The following is an 18,135-nucleotide window of genomic DNA, read 5'->3' on the forward strand; positions in this document are numbered from 1 at the left end:
ATAAGAAAGGTAAAGGATATCCATGAAACTACGCCATCAACATATAAGAGAAAACATAACGGGTTATCTGTTTATTCTGCCTCAGTTCCTTCTCTTTCTCCTATTTGCTGTATATCCGATTCTGGAAGGGATCAGGCTGAGCCTGTACCGAGTCGATTATCAGAATGAAACCTTTGTCGGTCTGAGCAATTATACGACGTTATTTCAGGATCCCGTATTTTTTAAATCAATCGTCAACACCGTTATTTTTGTAGTCTTTATCGTCCTGTTGACTGTCATATTCTCTTTGTTCGTAGCATCATCCATCTTTGATAAAAATGCGAAGTACGTCTCCTTTATCCGGGGAAGCTACTATATTCCCGTCATGGTCTCCATGGTTGTTATGAGTATGGTTTGGAGCTTTTTGCTCAATCCGGCTAACGGACTGATCTCCTATTTAACGAGCCAGATCGGCTCGGGTCATATCAATTTGCTAGGGAATAAAGCGACCGTTATGCCGGTCATTATCTTCGTCACCTTTGCCACGAATGTCGGTCAGGCAATCATTCTGTATATTGCTGCGATGATCGGGGTGCCAAAGGACTTGTTCGAGGCAGCAGAAGTGGACGGGGCGAGCCGTATCAAAGTCATATTCAAAATCCTGATTCCACTCGTGAAGCCTACGACCATTTATATCACCATCATTAACATTATTGCGGTATTGAAAATTTTCGTCGTCATTCAACTGTTAACCGGCGGTGGACCGAATAACGCCTCGGTAACGATGATGTACTATCTCTACAACAATGCGTTCAAATACAACCAGATAGGCGTTGCTTCAGCTGTAGGGGTTATCATGTTCATCATCACGTTGCTGCTGTCCATTCCCCAGTTGAGAGCGATGTTCAAGGATAAGTGAGGGATCAACCATGCAGCTAATGAAAACCGGGAAAAAGCGGGAAAAGTTCGATGTGGTTGCGAATATAGTCGTCATTTTCTTTGCGATCCTTAACCTGTTCCCTCTATATTGGTTATTTACAAGTTCATTGAAGAACAGCTCGGACGTGCTGAAAATGCCGCCGGACTGGTGGCCTGCTACCATTACCTTCTCCAACTATACCGAGGTCTTCCAAAGCCAACCAGCCTTGCGCTGGACGTTTAACAGCTTGTTCGTCGCGGGTGTAACAACGGTGTTTGTAGTCGTAGCCAGCTCCATGGCAGCTTATGCCTTCTCAAAGCTGAAGTTTACAGGAAAGAACGTCATTTTCATTGTGTTTATCTCAAGCTTGATGGTTCCAAAAGAAGTCATGATTGTGCCGTTGTTCCGCATTTCCCAGGATCTTGGCCTTGTGAACAATCTGTTCGGGATGATCTGGCCGAATGTCGCCGCAGCGTTTGGTGTGTTCCTGTTGAAGGGCTTCTTCGACTCTGTGCCGGATGCACTGCGGGAAGCCTCCCGGATCGACGGGGCTGGTGAAGTCCGGACTTTCCTCCAGATCCTGCTTCCAATCGTGAAACCGGGTATCGGCGCCTTGTTCATTTTGAACTTCGTGCAGGTATGGAACGACTATCTCTGGCAGCTTGTCATCGGCCAGGATAAACAGATGAAGACGCTGATGGTCGGTGTTGCAACACTGATGCAGGACCTCAATCCGAACTTTGCCTACAAAATGGCAGGGGCTACGGTGGCCGCGATACCGATGCTTATTATCTTCATCATGTTCCAGAAATACTTCACCAGCGGTATCTCGATCGGTGCAGTAAAGGAATAGTGACAAGCTCCGTGTATGTAGGGGCAATAGCATTAAAGAAGCATCCTCGCCGGGAATTTGGCGGGGATGCTTTTTTGCTGTACATTCTTTTTCAAATTCTTTTTCAAAATAACGGTTGACAGTCGAAAGGAAATCATATATCTTGATATTAAAGTAAACAACTATATAAAAGTAAGCAAATAGAAAGGGGTAAGTTTAAAGGTGTTTAAACGTTAGCTAAGTTAATAAGTGATTTCGTGAATAAGTGAAGCATGTTAATCATTCTACATGTATATATCTTAATATTAAGATATAATCTCGTTAGGTTGAAGGATTTCTATAGATTACGAAAATGAAAGTGGAGGCGTATAAAATGGCTTTAGATATTGGATTGTTAATACTTCGTTTGGTGGTTGGGTTGTCGTTCATGGCGCATGGCGCACAGAAGCTATTTGGATGGTTTGGTGGTTACGGGCCGAAAGGGACGGGCGGCTGGATGGAGTCAATCGGCATTAAGCCAGGAGTGGCGATCGCGGTGTTGTCAGGTTTGCTGGAGCTGGTTGGCGGGCTGTTGTTTGCAGCAGGCTTTCTCACGGTGCTTGGCGCCGCGCTGATTACGCTGACGATGCTGGGTGCGATTGTGAAGGTGCACGGCCAAAATGGATATTGGGCTACAGCCAATGGTTATGAGTATAATCTGCTGTTGATCGCCGTATCGGTAGCAGTAGCGCTGGCGGGTGCAGGTGTATACTCGCTGGATGCGGTCATATTTAACTAATAGATGAGGGGCGTGCAGGATATGAGTGATCTAACTACATTAATCAGGAGCCGAAGATCGGCTAATCTGTTTATGGAAGGTATCGAAATTCCAGATCAGGATTTAAGTGAAATATTTAATGAAGTGAAATATGCTCCTTCGGCTTTTAATTTGCAGCATGCGCACTATGTTGTAGTTAAGGACCCCGATATCAAGCACAAAGTGTATGAAGCCGCCCAGAAGCAGTATAAAATACTCACCGCATCGGCCGTTCTCGTTGTTCTGGGGAATCAGCTGGCGTACAAGGATATCGGAAGAATGAATGAAGGCTTCCTGAATTTAGGCGTGATTGATAAGCTGGAATATGACATGACAGTGGAATCAGTGACAAGCTTTTATGAAAATGGCGGGTCATCCTTCATGAGAGAAGAAGCCATCCGTAACGCCAGTTTATCCGCAATGTTATTGATGATGGCAGCCAAAGATAAAGGGTGGGATACTTGTCCGATGATCGGATTTGATCCCGAAGCGCTGCAGAAGGAACTGAACATTCCGGATGCTTATGTGCCCGTCATGCTGATTGCCATCGGCAAGGAGGATACAAGGAAGCCGCGTCCTCGCGGTTATCGCAAACCAGTACTGGAATTTGTAAGCTATAATCAATTTTGATGAGTATGAATATGAGAAAGAAGCTCTCGCTGGAGGTCTAAAGATCCGGCGGGAGTTTTTTTTCGTACCAGCAATAAACATTCCTCTCCGTAATGACGATGATGAATATAAAGAGATCGGTTCAGGTTCTCGTTCCAGAGGTGTTCGTTACTTTATGTGAGGGAGGTGAGTGAAGTGAAGATCGGGAAACGTTCATATGAGCGATACGGACCAACCGTGGTTTTGGTCGTTCTGGCATTTCTGATGGCAGCATGTACGAAGGAAATGCCGCCTTCAGCGGTTCAGCCTGCGTCGACAGCTGTCGCCCCGAGTGAAGAGGGAGCAGCGAATGACAAGGAATGGTTGCCGGTCGCGAAGGAGAGCATGCAGATGGTTTTTCTGCATGGGGATCAAGCTGAGACCCAAGCCACACAAGAAACGGAGCAGCCTGAGGGGGAACCTAAGCGAGATCCGGTTGAAGCAGTTCTTGGTATGTATGAAGCGCTTCAGGCGAACGATTCTAAAGCGTATTTCCGTCTATCTGACATACCGAGCATCCGTATTTCTCCCGCCAAGCTGAAATTAACATTCGAAGAGGCTGGGAAGAGGGAAGTAAAACCGGAACGATTCATGCTATTTGATAAAGCGGTGCTAGATCCGGAAAGCAGCCGGTTGTTGTCTCTTACATACGGCAGTCAGGCCGAAATTGTGCTGGAGGAGCTTAGCCAAGGCGATTTTCATATTTGGTTTGTGACCGCGTTTACGGGTGGACTCAAGGTAGTGGAGCAGTCCACAGTCTATCCCGGAGCTTACGAGCTGGGAAGAGAGGCAGAGATAGAGGAGCTTATCGCTGAGGAAATCCGCCGTACCGCAGAGGATAGAGGATTACTGGCAGCAAGAGCGAAGGAGCCTGTGTTGAACCCGGTGCAGAGCATTTCCTTGCTCTATCAGGCAGCCCAGGCAGAGGATGAGGAAACTTTCTTCGCGATGTCGGGTGGAGACGAAGGGTATTTTGCAGGTCAGCATACATGGGATATGTCGGAATTTTCCGAAACGATGAAATCGGTTGAGAGCGTGCAGCAGATGCTGATCAAATCAATATCACGCGGAAACATCGCTGAAACCTACATAGCAGAATATGATCAACGCTTCGGCTCTGACTGGCAGTTCATTGTGGCTTGGAATCCTGAGGATGGGGAAGAAAGAAAAGGGACATCCTGGATTATGGTTCCAAGCGGGGACGGGACGAGGTATGTTGTGAAACAGACATTGACCGGCAATTTAGACCCCTTTTTAAAATGAGAAATGAAATACATACAAATAATAGCCCTGCTCATGATGAGCAGGGCTATTATGCTAAGGTCAAAGGGCTGGCTTGTCTACGGCTGCAAATTCTGGAGCGTATCCATCGTCTCTTTAATGTTATTGATGGTTTGTGCCATACCTGAATTCTGGAAGTCAGTTACTCCATTCTGGATTTGGTCCATGTAGCCGTTGATGTCGGTCAGAAGTGTATCATTTAATGCTACCAGCTGTTCATGGACGTTATTTGCAAAGGCAGGGGCCTCAATGTCGTTAAACTCCGAGATTCGGGCTTTCATGGCATCAAGCTCCTTGGTCAGCTTTTCTTTGGCGTCTGTTTGGGTGGCTGCCTGCTGGGCCAGCTCCGGAATAGACTCGGCAAATTGGGAAACCTCATTGATGAAGGTGGTTGCTTCTTTCGTATAATCCAGGGAGTTGTTTACATCTTCCACCAAGGAACAGCCAGAGAGAATTCCCAGAACAAGTGAAATCAACAATAATCGTTTGATCATTTCTCATCCTCCTGTCATATAGCTACTGCTCTTTTACGTTGTTTTACGTATGACATGAGGAATGGTTGTATTTATTTCTTGCGGATGAGCAGATTGTTGCAGGTAATGTGAACGGCATTTTTCCTACGAAAGGGATTTAATACTTGTTCTGCAGATAACGGATGAGTTCAATCAAACCGTCAAGGATGTTGAAGTTCCTTGGTCTTTTGGCTGGCTGATTGGGCTTCTCAGGCTGGATTCCCTCACCCAGAGAAGTTGTGTCCACTGATGAGGAGAGGCCGGTATTTCCGCATAGACGTGGCTTAAATTTCTCTTTGCCTTTATTTGCGAATACTACATATTCTTTGCCCTCTTCGAAAGACTCCCAGCCGTTGGTATACAGTGTGATCGTGGAAGATTTCATATCTCCTTTCCACCACTCGGCAACCTCAAACACGTAGTTGGTTTGGGATACGTCGGCTTTAGGATTGTATGAGATCAGTGTACCTCTAAATACCGTGGCCGATACTTTTAATTCCTCGGATACCGGTCGAGGTCCCGCACAAGACAGTGCGGATGCTCTGGATTGATCGGTGCCAAGCCATATTCCGAGTGAGAGGGAAAGGATGATCATGATGAGCAGTCCTTTTTTCATATGGAAGACTCCTTTATCAGATTGGATATGTATTTAGACGAGCATGATTTAGTCAATGTTGCAGTTTCTGGAAGATAGCTGATGTATGAATACGGATAAATCGAGACTTGTGACAGGATCGGCTGCTGCAAGACAGGTGGCTTTTTCTCTTGCTTTATGTTTTTCGCTTGAAGAGGCAAATACCCCGCAAGCCGTAACGGCTGCGGGGTGGGATAGGACATAAGCATGTGCTGCGAGCAGATGTAGTCTTTACACCAGAATGGCTGGTATTCGATGAAACAACAAGCATCATTCATCTCATTAAATATTAAATTTGCCTTGCTTCCAGCCGTTTGGCAATCATCGACAGGAGGTAATTCAGTGTGAAGTACAGTAAGGATGCAAACACAAGGGCAGGAATTACATAAGAATAGCTGGAGCCGCTAAGAATCTGCACATTACGCATCAGCTCAGGCAGTGAGATGATCACGGCAAGCGAAGTGTCTTTGATGAGCGAGATAAACTGGCTTACCATAGGCGGGGACATCCGGCGCAAGGCCAGCGGGAGTATCACATGACGCAGCGTCTGCATATATGACAGTCCTGAAGCCCGGGCCGCCTCGATCTGACCTTTATCTACCGATACAAGGCCACTGCGGACAATCTCGGCAATCATAGCCCCTTCAAAAATGCTTAAGCCTACGACTGCCGCCCAGAAGGTGGGAATGCGCAGCCCGGTCTGCGGCAGAACCATGCCGATAAAGAAAATAATGAGCAGCAGCGGCAGATTGCGGATCAGATCCACAAATATAGCCGTCGTTCTAGACAGAAAAGGGGTTTTCGTATATCTCACGGTTCCGAGCACGGTTCCAATGATGAAACTGAATACAATGGATAAGCCGGCAACCTGCACCGTGATCCAAAAGCCATCAAGGAGATATCGCAGATTCGGCCAGGAGTATGCACCGATAAAATCCATCTCATGCCACCTCCTGTTTTAGTAGGGCGAACTTCGTATTTAACATCAATTGCTTCTCGCAAAGCGGCGCTCCATATAATGCACGGCCAAGCTGAGCGGCACGGTCAGGAGCAGGTAGAACAGAGCAACAAACGTATAGACAGGGATGCCTTTGAAGGTGCTCAGATTGATGAGATCGGCATAATACATTAGGTCGAGTCCTGCGATAACGCCCAGAACCGAGGAGTTTTTGACCAAATTGATCAATTGGTTGCCGATGGCCGGCAGCACGATTTTGATGGCCTGCGGCATAATGATGTAGCGCATAGTCTGAATATAACTCAGGCCCGAGGAACGTGCTGCTTCCGATTGACCGGAAGGAACCGCCTGAATCCCCGCCCGAATGGCTTCGGCGATGAAGGAAGCTGTGTATACCATCAGTCCGAGCGTGCCTGAAGTAAACGGGTCAACCGGTATACCGAGAGCAGGCAGGCCGAGGAAAAAGAAAAACACAACCACAAGCAGCGGGATGTTGCGGATAAATTCGACATAGATGGTGCCGATGGCTTTCAATATGCGGAAAGGGGCAATTCGCAGGATGGCGACAAAAGTGCCAAGCACCAAGCTGCCGACCAGTCCAAGCAAGCTGGCAAGAATGGTCTGGCGCAGGCCAGCCATGAATTGATCCCAGTGCTCGACCAGAATGTTAAAATCCCACAAGGACAATACGCATCACCTCCAATTGGGATTATGAGCGATTAACTGTTGAAGAAGCCAGGCAAGTCTGCCAGATAAAAAAGAGAAACCGGATTGGCGCAACACTCCTTAGGAACAGCAGGGCCATGAATGCTTTGATTATTCCGGCTTCACGCCCATCCACTGTTCGTACAGCTTGGTGTATTCGCCGCTGTCCTTCAGCTCTTTTAACAGTTCGTTGACGGTTTTCACAAACTCCGGATTTCCTTTTTTGATAGCCATCCCGTACGGCTCATCCGTAAAGTTGCCGCCCACCAGCTCAAAGCCCGGGTCCTGCTGCTGCATACCGAGGAGGATGGAGTTATCAGTGGTCAGAGCATCACCCTGTCCCGCCTTGAGTGCGGTGAATGCGTCCTGATAATTCTCGAATTCGAGAATGACGGCGTCAGGAGCTTTCTCACGAATATTTTGTGCGGAAGTAGAGCCTTTTACCGTCAGCACCTTCGTATCTTTGTTCAGGCTCTCCAGACCCGTGATCGGGCTTCCCTTCTTCACCAGCAGCGATTGCCCGGCTTCAAAATAGACATCGCTGAAATCCACCTGCTGCTTGCGCTCTTCCGTGATTGTCATCGTCGCAATAATGATATCGATATCCCCGTTTTTCAGCATGTCGATTCGAGTCTTGGAGGTAACCTCCTTCAGCTCAACCTTGGTTTCGTCACCGAGAATCTTTTTGGCCAATGCCTTGGCGATGTCGATATCGAAGCCCTCCACATTGCCAGTGGCAGGATCCTGCAGTCCAAACAGCTTGGTATCATACTTCACACCGGCTACCAGCTTGCCCCGTTTCTTGATCGCCTCAAGCGTATCCTTATTGCCGGAGCCGCCGCATCCCGACGCAACCAGCAGGACGATGAGCGCCAGAAAGGCCGCACTCCACCGGAATGATTTCTTTAAACTCTTTTTCATATCTGCATCCCCCTAAAACTTTTGATTTTTTTCCTGAGTAACACCTCACCTGAATAGCCACACATTGAATGGTTTTCATATGCATCAACAGCGATAGAATCATAAACACCGTATTCATTCCTCACGATCTACAACTGCTTTTTCTTCCAGGTCTGCGATATCCTATTAGTGATGCAGCAGGCGGCTCAAGAATGCCCGTGCTCGTTCTTCCCGCGGCTGCTGGAAGAAGTCGGAGGCAGGCGCATCCTCGATGATCCGGCCTTCGTCCATAAAGACAATCCGGTCAGCAGCTTCACGGGCAAATCCCATCTCATGTGTAACGACGGCCATGGTCATCCCTTGATGGGCCAGTGAGCGCATGACATCCAGCACCTCACCGATCATCTCGGGGTCCAGCGCGGATGTGGGTTCATCAAACAGCATGATTTTCGGATTCATGGTCAATCCGCGGGCAATCGCAACCCGCTGCTGCTGACCGCCTGAGAGCTGGGAAGGGTAGCTGTCTGCTTTATCGGCAATCCCGACCCGCTGCAGGTAGGTCATCGCTTTTTCCGTCGCTTCCGCTTTGGTCATGCCCAGCACCTTCATCGGAGCGAGGATAATGTTATCAATCACTTTTTTGTGCGGATACAGGTTGAAATGCTGGAAGACCATTCCGATATTCCTCCGAAATGCATTGATGTCGATCTTTCGGTTATGAAGCTGGACTCCGTTGACGACAAGCTCGCCATCTGTAATGCCTTCAAGCCGGTTGATGCACCGCAGCAGTGTGCTTTTCCCTGAGCCGGAAGGTCCGACAATGACGACGACTTCCCCTTGGGTAATGGTCAGGTTGATTTCTTTCAGAACATGGAAGGTTCCGAAAAATTTGTTGACGCGGCTGAATTCAATCAGTAGAAATCCCCTCCTATTCACTTTGGATCATCGCTCTATGACTGCAAGCTTGTGTCCTGTCTGGGTGCCAGGCCCTTTTTACACTGGTATGGCAAAGGGAGCTTGTTCCATGCCACTTTCAGGAAAATTTAGTATCCAAGCAGGAGGGAGTGAGATATAATAGGGGCGTAATCAGACGAAGGAGGCAACATGGAAGAGAAACGTGCAAAAATAACCGAAATCGACCTGGTTCGGGGCTTTGCGATGATGGGTGTGCTGATGGTGCATGCGACATCATTCGCTACTGTTCAGATGCGCGGGGACGATTTTTTTGGCTTGTATAATTTCTTGAACATATTCTCGAAAGTCGGGACGACGACGTTCATATTTCTAAGCAGCTTTGTGTTGTTCTATAACTATTACCATCGTCCGTTTCGGGGCCGTGATTTGGCCCGATTCTTCAAGAACCGGCTGATGTATATCCTGGTGCCGTATCTGCTGTTCTCTGTACTGTTCTTCACGGTGGCTTGGTATCATCGCGGGGGTGAATCGGATCTGCCAGCAATGCTGGACAGCTTCTGGCCCAAGCTGGCGACGGGAAAATCCTACACGCACTTATATTTCATCTTTATAAACATCCAGTTCTATATACTGTTCCCGCTCGTGCTGATGCTGCTGAAACGATTCCGCAGCTTCGCAGCGGTCTGCGTGCTGGTCGGCATTGTGCTGCAGTGGCTGTTCTATATTGGCAATGATGCCTGGTGGGACGTAACGAATCGAAACAGCTGGTCGCTGTCGTTTCTGTCGTATTATTTTCTTGGGGCATGGTTTGGCATCTATTATGAGCGGGTAAAGGCCTGGTTGACTTCAGCGAAACAGGCAGCAAGTCCGGCTCGGCGCAGGCTGGGCTGGTTTGCGCTCTGGGTAGTATGGCTGGGCGCCGCGCTGATCCATATCGGTCTTCGATACAATCAGCGCCTGCTGGGTATGGAATATCACCCACTGCTATACGATGCCTTTTGGAATGTGCATACGTTAACAACGGCTGTGGTCATGCTTCAGGTTGCTCTCCATTTCGGAAATAAGAGAGCATGGTGGTTGAATGGGTTCAGACGGCTCGGGGTGTATTCCTTCGGTGTGTATTTGGTGCATCCGCTGGTGCTCCTCGTTTATCGGGATTATCCGCCGCAGACGGAGAACTCCTGGCTGCTGCTGGCGTGGTATGCCGGCGGTTTTGTCAGCGCACTCGTGGTCTCGTATATCGTGGTGTACAGCATAAGTCGTCTCGGGAGCTGGACCTGGATCTTCTTCGGCAAATTACCAGGCAGTCTGCGTAGGGGGAGAACACCAAGTCCTCCTGTTCCTAGCCAGCCTGTTACGAAGGTTTCGTCGTAAGCTCCATACGGGAAAGGCGCTCTCCTCGTCCGAGGAGGGCTCTTTTTCTTTTCTGGGTAGCAATATTTCAGGAGGGTTCCCTGATTTTCGGAATCACGATCATCGCCTGAGAGGTCATGATATATTTTGTTTGATGTTTTGGCCTGTATAGCAGATGAAGATCATTTCAATACTTACAGGTCAATCACATTCGTTACAGACATGAGAGCGAGGGGATGCCAATATGGACGTTAGCGGAAATCCTTTGGTAAGCGGTTTTGTTAAGGCGGATGGCAAACGTGTGGTGAATGGGGACGGGCAGGAAATACTGCTGCAGGGAGTTGGGCTTGGCAGCTGGCTCCTGCCGGAAGGATATATGTGGAAAATGCCGGAGCAGGGGGACCGCCCGCGGCGCATCGAGAGCATGATTCAGGATTTGATCGGTAAGGAGAAGGCGGCCGCATTCTGGGAGACCTATTACGAGCGGTATATCACTGAAGCCGATATCCGGCAGATTGCCTCTGAAGGCTTCAATTCCATCCGGGTGCCGATCAATGCCAGGTTAATCATGGAGGAAGGGCAGCAGCCGCCATTTGTTTATCATGAGGATCATTTGAAGCTGATCGACCGTGTGATCGATTGGTGCAGGACGCATTCGCTGTATGTTATTCTGGATTTGCATGGCGCGCCCGGCGGACAGACCGGCGCCAATATTGACGATTCCGAGCGTGATTTGCCAGAGCTGTTCACGGATCGACTGAACGCAGAGCGGACCGTGGCGCTGTGGCGGATGCTGGCGGAGCGTTATAAAGACGATTGGATTGTTGCTGGATACGACCTCCTTAATGAGCCGCTGCCAGATTGGTTCAGTGAATACTATGCTCGGGTGATGCCGCTTTATAAGGAAATTACTTCAGCGATACGCGAAGTGGACAAACGCCATATGATCATTTTGGAAGGTGTGCACTGGTCTACGGATTGGAGCATTTTTAACGAAATAATCGATGATAATCTGATGCTGCAATTCCACAAGTATTGGAATAATCCTGACAAGGAGAGTATTCAGAAGTATCTCGATATCCGCGATGAATGGAATGTGCCCATCTTTATGGGGGAAGGCGGCGAGAATAATCCGCAGTGGTATACAGGAGCATTTCGGCTGTTTGAAGACCACAACATATCTTGGAACTTCTGGACCTGGAAGAAGATGAGCACCACGAACTCGCCATTCTCGATTCGTATGCCGGAAGGCTGGTATAAGCTTGCGGCTTACCTGGAAGGTGGAGAGAAGCCTTCTCCAGCCGAAGCGGAGTCCATTCTGGACGAATACCTGGATCGCCTTCCACTGGAAGCCTGCGATGCTTACCCGAACGTATCCCGTTCACTGTTTCGGCGGCTGCCCATCCAGATTCCTGCAGAGTTTTACGGATATCGGGGGGAAGGCGTTTCCTATCATGTGGAGGAGAAGGCCAGCGAGGATATCGGCTTTCGAATTTCCGACGGCGTTCCGATGCGAATGATCACGGGCAAGCTGGAGAAGCCAAGCTACGCTCCGGAAGGCGGCAAACCGTGGATAGAAGATAACCTGGTATGTGTTCAGCTCCGGGAAGGAGATTGGCTTGTTTATAATGCGCACTGCGCTTCTGCGGACGCTTTTCATCTGGATATTCGGGGGCGAATTCCTGAAAATACAGTAGATATTATGCTTCAGATCGGGGATCGGGAGCCCGAAGCACTTACTCTGACAGACCCCGGCGAAGGGCAGTGGCATGTTCATAGGCTGGGCGGGGGAATGCTGATTGAGGAAGGCCCCGTCGATGTGGTAATCATGGTGAACCAGGGCCGAATCGAGCTGGATTGGCTGGAATTTACCAAAAACACGTTAAAGGGAGATAAGTTAAAGGGGAGATAGTGCTGTGACGGAACAGGCTGCAATATCAGAAGGTTTGTGCCAATGGCTGGACGGCTTCAATTTGGAGTCAAAACAAAATGATGCGATGCTGCTATTGAGCGTAACGGAGGACGGATGGCCGAATACGGCCATGCTCAGCGTAGGAGAGGTCCTGGCTTTGGACCAAAGCCGGCTTCGAATTGCACTATGGCAGGGAACGGGGACGGCAGGCAATCTCCTTCGGGCCGGACAGGCAACCTTGGTGGCGATTCATGAGGGGGCGGCACATTATGTTCGCTTGCGTGTTCAGCCGCTTCCAGACCTGCCGGATGCCCTGCATCCGCGGCAGCGCTTTGAGGCCGAGGTAGTGTCCGTACGTGAAGATACCGCTAAGTATGCCGATATTCTATCGGCCGTGAGATTCCAGCTGCATGAACCGGATCAAGTATTGGAACGATGGAAGGAAACGCTCGGTGAACTGCGGAAATAACATTCAGGTATAAAAATCCCGCACCAGATATGGCTCCCGGAATATACCGGGGGCTATCTTGCTTTTGCTTATGCTTTCGCCGGATAATGCCAAAGAAAATAACTTTAATTTTTCCGCAGAATATTTTGCTTTGGTATTTGCTATCGGCCAATATTTGTGTTAAGATATGAATATCGAAATCGACCTGAATTCACATATTGTAGAGGGTTGTCATTTCTGGTAACCTTGTGCAATATGTGAATTTTTTTTATTCCGTCTGCGAAGAAAAAAGGTCATGTAAATATATATCAAGGAGGATTTCCCCATGCAAACAGGAACTGTTAAATGGTTTAATGCTGAGAAGGGCTTTGGTTTCATCGAAGTTGAAGGCGGAAACGATGTATTCGTTCACTTCAGCGCGATCCAAGGCGACGGCTTCAAAACGCTTGACGAAGGCCAACGCGTTGAGTTCAACATTGTTGAAGGCAACCGTGGACCACAAGCTGAGAACGTTGTTAAATTGTAATTACAATTGAAGACTGCCCTTAATGTGAGACATTAAGGGCAGTTTTCTATTATACGGCGTTTCTATTTTCTACGACGAGAATAAGGAGGAGCGTTCATGTATTCGCGTAAAAACTCGATGGAGAGTATTCCTGAAGAAATGACGGATGTTTGGGCATGCACGAAGGAAGACTGCAAAGGTTGGATGCGGGACGATTTTGCATTCGACACGGAGCCGGTATGTCATTTGTGTCAATCCCCTATGGTCAAGGAAACCAGAAGTCTGCCGCAGCTTGTTAATACCAACAAACAACAGAAATCCCTGGCTAAAGGGATCCAAATTGAACGCAAATAGCAGCTAATACCTAGAGAAAGCGCTGGGCAAACATGAAATTCTTCTTGAAGCTACCTTCGGATTTTATGGCAAATCCGTCTATTTCTGTTTCATTATGACGAGATTGGTTAGGTAATACATGTACCCTTACATTCTGGGTCAGAATGGTTTCGCAACCTAAGGGACGCATATTTCAAAGGAGTGAAATGTATTGAACACGCAAACCGAGGTACTGAAGCGCAACATTGATAACATGATCATTCAGGAGAACCAAGGCGGCTTGAACGATCAGGAGAAGTTCATCATGCAGAAGCTGATGCGTGAGAAATACCAACAGGAACACGAGAGCAGAATGGAACATCATGATGAGGACAAAAAGGAATAACCGGGAAAATCCTTGATATACGTTTGACCAAGTGATGTTCGCCAGCATAACGGTTGAAGAGATCGTATGAAGGTGGGAAGTCACTGGCAAGGTAAGAAGCGTAGAGGACAGCTGAGGCTGTCCTCTACGCTTTTTTTTGTCTTTTTTAAGTAGAAACAACCGTTCGTTGACCCGAAAAATGAGACCCTCGAAACGAAATCTGAAACCTTACTTGCAGAGAAAGACCGATTTACAATAGATACATAAGGAATGTAAGGGTTTCTTCGATCATAGTTAGGATCAACTTGGAGGTCATAATCATGCCAAATCAACTTCATCCCGATTCCGAAACCGGTGTCGGTCCCCCGATGGAGCATTCTGTAAGGAACGAAAAGAAACTAGACAGACAAAGATGGTTCAGAAGGCTCTACAGTCAACGACATCTTCAGATTATGGCACTGCTAGGTGTTGCCTGGATGATTGTCTTTAACTACATTCCCATGTACGGAATCATCATTGCATTTAAAGAGTTCAATATCGTGAAATCCATAGGCGAAGCACCATGGGTTGGATTAGAGCATTTTAAGGAATTTTTCTCAGATGACGACTTTACGACTGTCATGCGGAACACACTCGGAATCAGCTTGCTGAAGCTGTTTATCGGGTTTCCACTCCCGATCATTTTTGCCATCTTTCTGAATGAGATCAGGTCCGTTCGGTACAAGCGAACGATTCAGACAATTTCCTATCTGCCTCACTTCTTGTCATGGGTCATTCTGGGTGGCATCCTGATGACCTGGCTTGCAGATATCGGGATTATCAACAAAATTCTGATGGCTCTGCATATGATTGATGAGCCGATCACCTATCTGGCTGAACCAAAATACTTCTGGGGGATTATTATCACTTCGGATATATGGAAGGAGCTAGGCTGGTCTGCGATTATCTATCTGGCGGCCATAGCCAGTATTTCACCTGAGATGTACGAGGCGTCGACGATTGATGGCGCGGGCCGATTTCAGAAGATGTGGTATATCACTCTTCCCAGTATCAAATCGACCATATCGATCCTCTTCATTCTTGCGGTTGGTGGTGTGCTGAATTCCAACTTCGATCAGATTCTGGTGCTCCGAAACACGCTGAACGAAAGCGCGAGCAATGTCATCGATATTTTCGTGTACCACACCGGTATTCAAAACGGGCGATATTCTTACGCACAGGCGGTCTCGTTGTTTAAGTCCGTGATTGCAATCATCCTGCTGCTGATCGCGAACAAGGTGACCAAAAAGCTGAACGATACATCACTATTCTAGCGAGACCAGCCAGAAGGGAGAAGAACAATCATGTTTAAACGAAGAACCAAAGGCGAAGCCTTGTTCGATATATTCAATAATTTCGGCATGCTGATCGTATGCTTCCTGACAATCTACCCGATCTGGTACGTGCTGGTGAATGCCTTTAATGACGGGCAGGACGCCATGCGCGGTGGAATCTACTGGTGGCCGCGGATGCTCAGCTTCGAGAACTTCAGCGCGGTGTTCCAGAGCTCCGGCATCATGACGGCAATGGGCATCACCGTAGCCAAAACCGTGGTCGGCGTATTTATTCACGTCCTCTTCACGGCGATGGTAGCATATGCTTTTTCCCGAAAGGGCCTGATCGGTGGGAAGTTCTATATTCTGCTCGGAACCGTAACGATGTTTTTCGGTGGCGGATTGATTCCTTTTTATTTGCTAATCAAGGACTTGCATATGCTCGACAGCTTCCTGGTGTACATTATTCCGTTTATGTTTAGTTTCTTTGACCTGATCATCTTCATGACGTTCTTCCGCGAGATACCCGACGGTCTGGAGGAGGCGGCGAAGATCGACGGGGCTAATGACTGGTCGATTTTCTTACGAGTCGTGCTCCCTGTGTCCATGCCGGTTATCGCAACGATCGCGCTGTTTCATGGGGTGTTCCAGTGGAATGACTATTTCACCGGTGTCCTCTACATTAATAACGCGGATTTGCAGCCGATTCAGACATATCTGTATAAGGTTGTTGCCCAGTCCAGCTCGAACCAGATGATGGCCCAGGTTCCGGGCGGAGTGTCCAAGTCGGTTACCTCTCAGTCGATCAAAATGGCGACCATGGTTGTGACAACGGCACCTATCGTATTCGTCTATCCGTTCCTGCAGCGATATTTCGTAAAAGGAATGATGATTGGTTCCATCAAGGGCTAAATCATTTGTTAAATATCCGGATAATATGCCTCACTCCTAGGGGAACCACGGGGCAATCGTATGGTAGCTTCTCTTGCTGCATCTGGCAGGAGTTCTATATATCATCTATTTTTAAATAAGAAGAGGGGTAAACACATGAGCAAGATGCTTAAGCCAAAGAGCTTTCTGTTGTTGATGTTTGCACTGGTCATGGCCTTTACAACAGCGTGCTCGTCGGGAAGTGGAAGTGATAAAGGCGCGTCAGAAAAAGAGGATCAAAAACCGGCAGAAGAAGAAGTGAAATTGACTCAGGACCAGCCGGGATGGGAGATTGATACCTCCCCGATTACGTTTGACTGGTATATCAACTTTGCCTGGTTCCCGAACAAATGGGGCGAGGACATTACCTCCCAATACGTAACGAAGAAAACAGGAGTTAACGTTAACTTCATTGTACCGGCAGGGAACGAAGTCGAGAAGATGAATACGATGATCGCTTCCGGTACGCTGCCTGATTTTATTACGCTGGGCTGGTATGAAGACGCTGTCAAAAAAATGATCGAGGGCGATCTGGTACTGCCGCTGAACGAATTGGCTGATCAGTATGATCCTTATTTCTATAAAGTAACCGACCCTGCAAAGGTGTCATGGTATACCAAGGATGACGGCAACATCTACGGTTATCCGAATGCTTCGTCTTCACCCAAGGACTATGAGAAGTTTGGCGATGAACTGACTTCCAACCAAACCTTCCTTGTGCGCAAAGATATGTATGAGGCGTTGGGAAGCCCGGACATGCGCACACCGGAAGGGTTCCTGAAGGCGCTTGAGGATGCCAAGAAAATGTTCCCGGATGTAAACGGTCAGCCCCTTATTCCGTTTGGACTGCATGATTTCCATGAGAAGGGCAACAGCTCTCTCGAAGGTTATCTGCAGAACTTCCTGGCTATTCCGCAGGATAAAGACGGGAAGCTGTACGACCGCGGCACGGATCCCGAATATGTGAGATGGCTCAAGACACTGCGCATGGCAAATGAAAAGGGCTTGATGTCCAAGGATGTTTTTGTGGATAAACGTCCGCAGATGGAAGAGAAAATTGCCCAGGGCCGTTATTTCGCGATGCTGTATCAACGCAGCGATATGGCTAATCAGCAGAACGCACTGTATGCAAACGATCCAAACTCCGTTTATATCGCGGTGGATGGAATGGCTAACTCCAAGCTGGATCAGCCGACACTGTCGGGTCCATCCATCTCCGGCTGGACAGTTACACTCATATCGAAGAACGTGAAAGACAAAGCACGCGCGATCCGTTTCCTGGATTATCTGATTTCTGAAGAAGGGCAGCGGGATACCTTCTTGGGAGAGAAAGGTGTGACTTGGGATACGATTGATGGCAAGGACCAGTTCCTTCCAGAAGTTGCGGAGCTGCTGAATAGTGACCGCGGGGCATTCGATAAGAAGTATGGTGCTTCCCATACCTTCTGGATGATGATGGATGAGAATGTAACCCAGGCTTGGAAGCCTGCAGCCGTTGAGCCGTTCAAGCAATTGGAAGATTGGACGCGCGGCAAGGCCAAAAGCTTCTCGCAATTTGACCAATTGGATCCGGATGCAAATTCTGAGGAAGGCATCATTAATGACAAGGTTATGAACGAGTGGGGGAAAATCCTGCCGAAGCTGATCTTTGCCAAGTCGGATGCCGAGTTTGATCAAATCTGGAACGATTACCAAGCAAAGCGTGAATCGCTCGGATTCGCGAAAGTTCAGGAATACAGACAGAAAGAATACGAGGAGAATGTGAAGAAGCTTGAGGAATTTCTGAAGTAAATAAGCAAGGAAACAAGTAAGCAAGCATACGTAGATCAGGCGGATGCACAACTAAATGAAGATGAAGGTACCCTAGATTCGATTTTGTCGAAATAGGGTGCCTTTTG

The 18,135-nt window shown here is 48.1% G+C and carries 20 protein-coding genes; 14 read left to right on the forward strand and 6 right to left on the reverse strand.

The window, feature by feature from the left end:
* Positions 1-22 precede the first annotated feature (22 nt).
* The 5 genes from ABEQ74_RS24305 (at position 23) to ABEQ74_RS24325 (ending at position 4,437) form a co-directional block, all read left to right on the forward strand.
* Positions 23-898, forward strand: coding sequence for a carbohydrate ABC transporter permease (locus ABEQ74_RS24305; protein WP_053490213.1), 876 nt, complete (start codon positions 23-25; stop codon positions 896-898).
* A gap of 10 nt (positions 899-908) precedes the next feature.
* Positions 909-1,751, forward strand: a complete 843-nt coding sequence (locus ABEQ74_RS24310) for a carbohydrate ABC transporter permease (RefSeq protein WP_430124787.1) — start codon at positions 909-911, stop codon at positions 1,749-1,751.
* Between the two features lie 352 nt (positions 1,752-2,103).
* Positions 2,104-2,508: a DoxX family protein gene (locus ABEQ74_RS24315; protein WP_430124788.1), complete on the forward strand. Its 405-nt coding sequence runs from the start codon at positions 2,104-2,106 to the stop codon at positions 2,506-2,508.
* 21 nt (positions 2,509-2,529) lie between these two features.
* A complete protein-coding gene (locus ABEQ74_RS24320) occupies positions 2,530-3,156 on the forward strand; it encodes a nitroreductase family protein (protein WP_430124789.1) in 627 nt (208 codons plus the stop codon).
* A gap of 174 nt (positions 3,157-3,330) precedes the next feature.
* Complete coding sequence (locus tag ABEQ74_RS24325; RefSeq protein WP_430124790.1) at positions 3,331-4,437, forward strand: hypothetical protein; 1,107 nt, start codon at positions 3,331-3,333, stop codon at positions 4,435-4,437.
* A 77-nt stretch (positions 4,438-4,514) separates the two neighbouring features.
* On the opposite strand, the gene ABEQ74_RS24330 is transcribed toward ABEQ74_RS24325, so the two are convergent.
* The 6 genes from ABEQ74_RS24330 to ABEQ74_RS24355 all read right to left on the reverse strand — a co-directional run bounded on the left by ABEQ74_RS24330 (position 4,515) and on the right by ABEQ74_RS24355 (position 9,100).
* On the reverse strand, positions 4,515-4,949 hold the full coding sequence (locus ABEQ74_RS24330) for a DUF6376 family protein (protein WP_430124791.1): 435 nt from the start codon (positions 4,947-4,949) through the stop codon (positions 4,515-4,517).
* Positions 4,950-5,085: 136 nt separating this feature from the next.
* Positions 5,086-5,583, reverse strand: coding sequence for a hypothetical protein (locus tag ABEQ74_RS24335; protein WP_430124792.1), 498 nt, complete (start codon positions 5,581-5,583; stop codon positions 5,086-5,088).
* A gap of 307 nt (positions 5,584-5,890) precedes the next feature.
* Positions 5,891-6,541, reverse strand: a complete 651-nt coding sequence (locus tag ABEQ74_RS24340) for an amino acid ABC transporter permease (protein ID WP_430124793.1) — start codon at positions 6,539-6,541, stop codon at positions 5,891-5,893.
* A gap of 45 nt (positions 6,542-6,586) precedes the next feature.
* On the reverse strand, positions 6,587-7,246 hold the full coding sequence (locus ABEQ74_RS24345) for an amino acid ABC transporter permease (RefSeq protein WP_430124794.1): 660 nt from the start codon (positions 7,244-7,246) through the stop codon (positions 6,587-6,589).
* 129 nt (positions 7,247-7,375) lie between these two features.
* Entirely contained in the window at positions 7,376-8,185 is an 810-nt protein-coding gene (locus ABEQ74_RS24350; protein WP_430124795.1) for a glutamate ABC transporter substrate-binding protein, read from the reverse strand.
* 165 nt (positions 8,186-8,350) lie between these two features.
* Positions 8,351-9,100 (reverse strand): amino acid ABC transporter ATP-binding protein, encoded by a 750-nt coding sequence (locus tag ABEQ74_RS24355; protein ID WP_321178296.1) that lies wholly within the window; start codon positions 9,098-9,100, stop codon positions 8,351-8,353.
* A 168-nt stretch (positions 9,101-9,268) separates the two neighbouring features.
* On the opposite strand from ABEQ74_RS24355, the gene ABEQ74_RS24360 reads away from it, so the two are divergent.
* The 9 genes from ABEQ74_RS24360 (at position 9,269) to ABEQ74_RS24400 (ending at position 18,028) form a co-directional block, all read left to right on the forward strand.
* Complete coding sequence (locus tag ABEQ74_RS24360) at positions 9,269-10,453, forward strand: acyltransferase (protein WP_430124796.1); 1,185 nt, start codon at positions 9,269-9,271, stop codon at positions 10,451-10,453.
* Positions 10,454-10,676: 223 nt separating this feature from the next.
* A complete protein-coding gene (locus ABEQ74_RS24365; RefSeq protein ID WP_430124797.1) occupies positions 10,677-12,344 on the forward strand; it encodes a cellulase family glycosylhydrolase in 1,668 nt (555 codons plus the stop codon).
* 4 nt (positions 12,345-12,348) lie between these two features.
* Positions 12,349-12,813, forward strand: coding sequence for a pyridoxamine 5'-phosphate oxidase family protein (locus ABEQ74_RS24370; protein WP_430124798.1), 465 nt, complete (start codon positions 12,349-12,351; stop codon positions 12,811-12,813).
* Between the two features lie 304 nt (positions 12,814-13,117).
* Entirely contained in the window at positions 13,118-13,318 is a 201-nt protein-coding gene (gene cspD / locus ABEQ74_RS24375; RefSeq protein ID WP_006207896.1) for a cold-shock protein CspD, read from the forward strand.
* A gap of 96 nt (positions 13,319-13,414) precedes the next feature.
* Positions 13,415-13,651 (forward strand): cold-shock protein, encoded by a 237-nt coding sequence (locus ABEQ74_RS24380; RefSeq protein ID WP_053490202.1) that lies wholly within the window; start codon positions 13,415-13,417, stop codon positions 13,649-13,651.
* A 190-nt stretch (positions 13,652-13,841) separates the two neighbouring features.
* Positions 13,842-14,015, forward strand: a complete 174-nt coding sequence (locus ABEQ74_RS24385; protein ID WP_165593460.1) for a hypothetical protein — start codon at positions 13,842-13,844, stop codon at positions 14,013-14,015.
* Positions 14,016-14,314: 299 nt separating this feature from the next.
* Positions 14,315-15,307 carry an ABC transporter permease gene (locus tag ABEQ74_RS24390; RefSeq protein ID WP_430124799.1) on the forward strand — a complete coding sequence of 331 codons (993 nt, stop codon included), beginning with the start codon at positions 14,315-14,317 and terminating at the stop codon, positions 15,305-15,307.
* A 30-nt stretch (positions 15,308-15,337) separates the two neighbouring features.
* The gene (locus ABEQ74_RS24395; RefSeq protein WP_430124801.1) at positions 15,338-16,219 is read left to right on the forward strand and encodes a carbohydrate ABC transporter permease; all 882 of its coding nucleotides are present in this window, start codon (positions 15,338-15,340) and stop codon (positions 16,217-16,219) included.
* 135 nt (positions 16,220-16,354) lie between these two features.
* Positions 16,355-18,028, forward strand: coding sequence for an extracellular solute-binding protein (locus tag ABEQ74_RS24400; protein ID WP_430124802.1), 1,674 nt, complete (start codon positions 16,355-16,357; stop codon positions 18,026-18,028).
* Positions 18,029-18,135: the final 107 nt, after the last annotated feature.

Origin of the sequence: Paenibacillus solani (assembly GCF_050475945.1) — a bacterium.
GTDB lineage: Bacteria > Bacillota > Bacilli > Paenibacillales > Paenibacillaceae > Paenibacillus_AQ > Paenibacillus_AQ solani_A.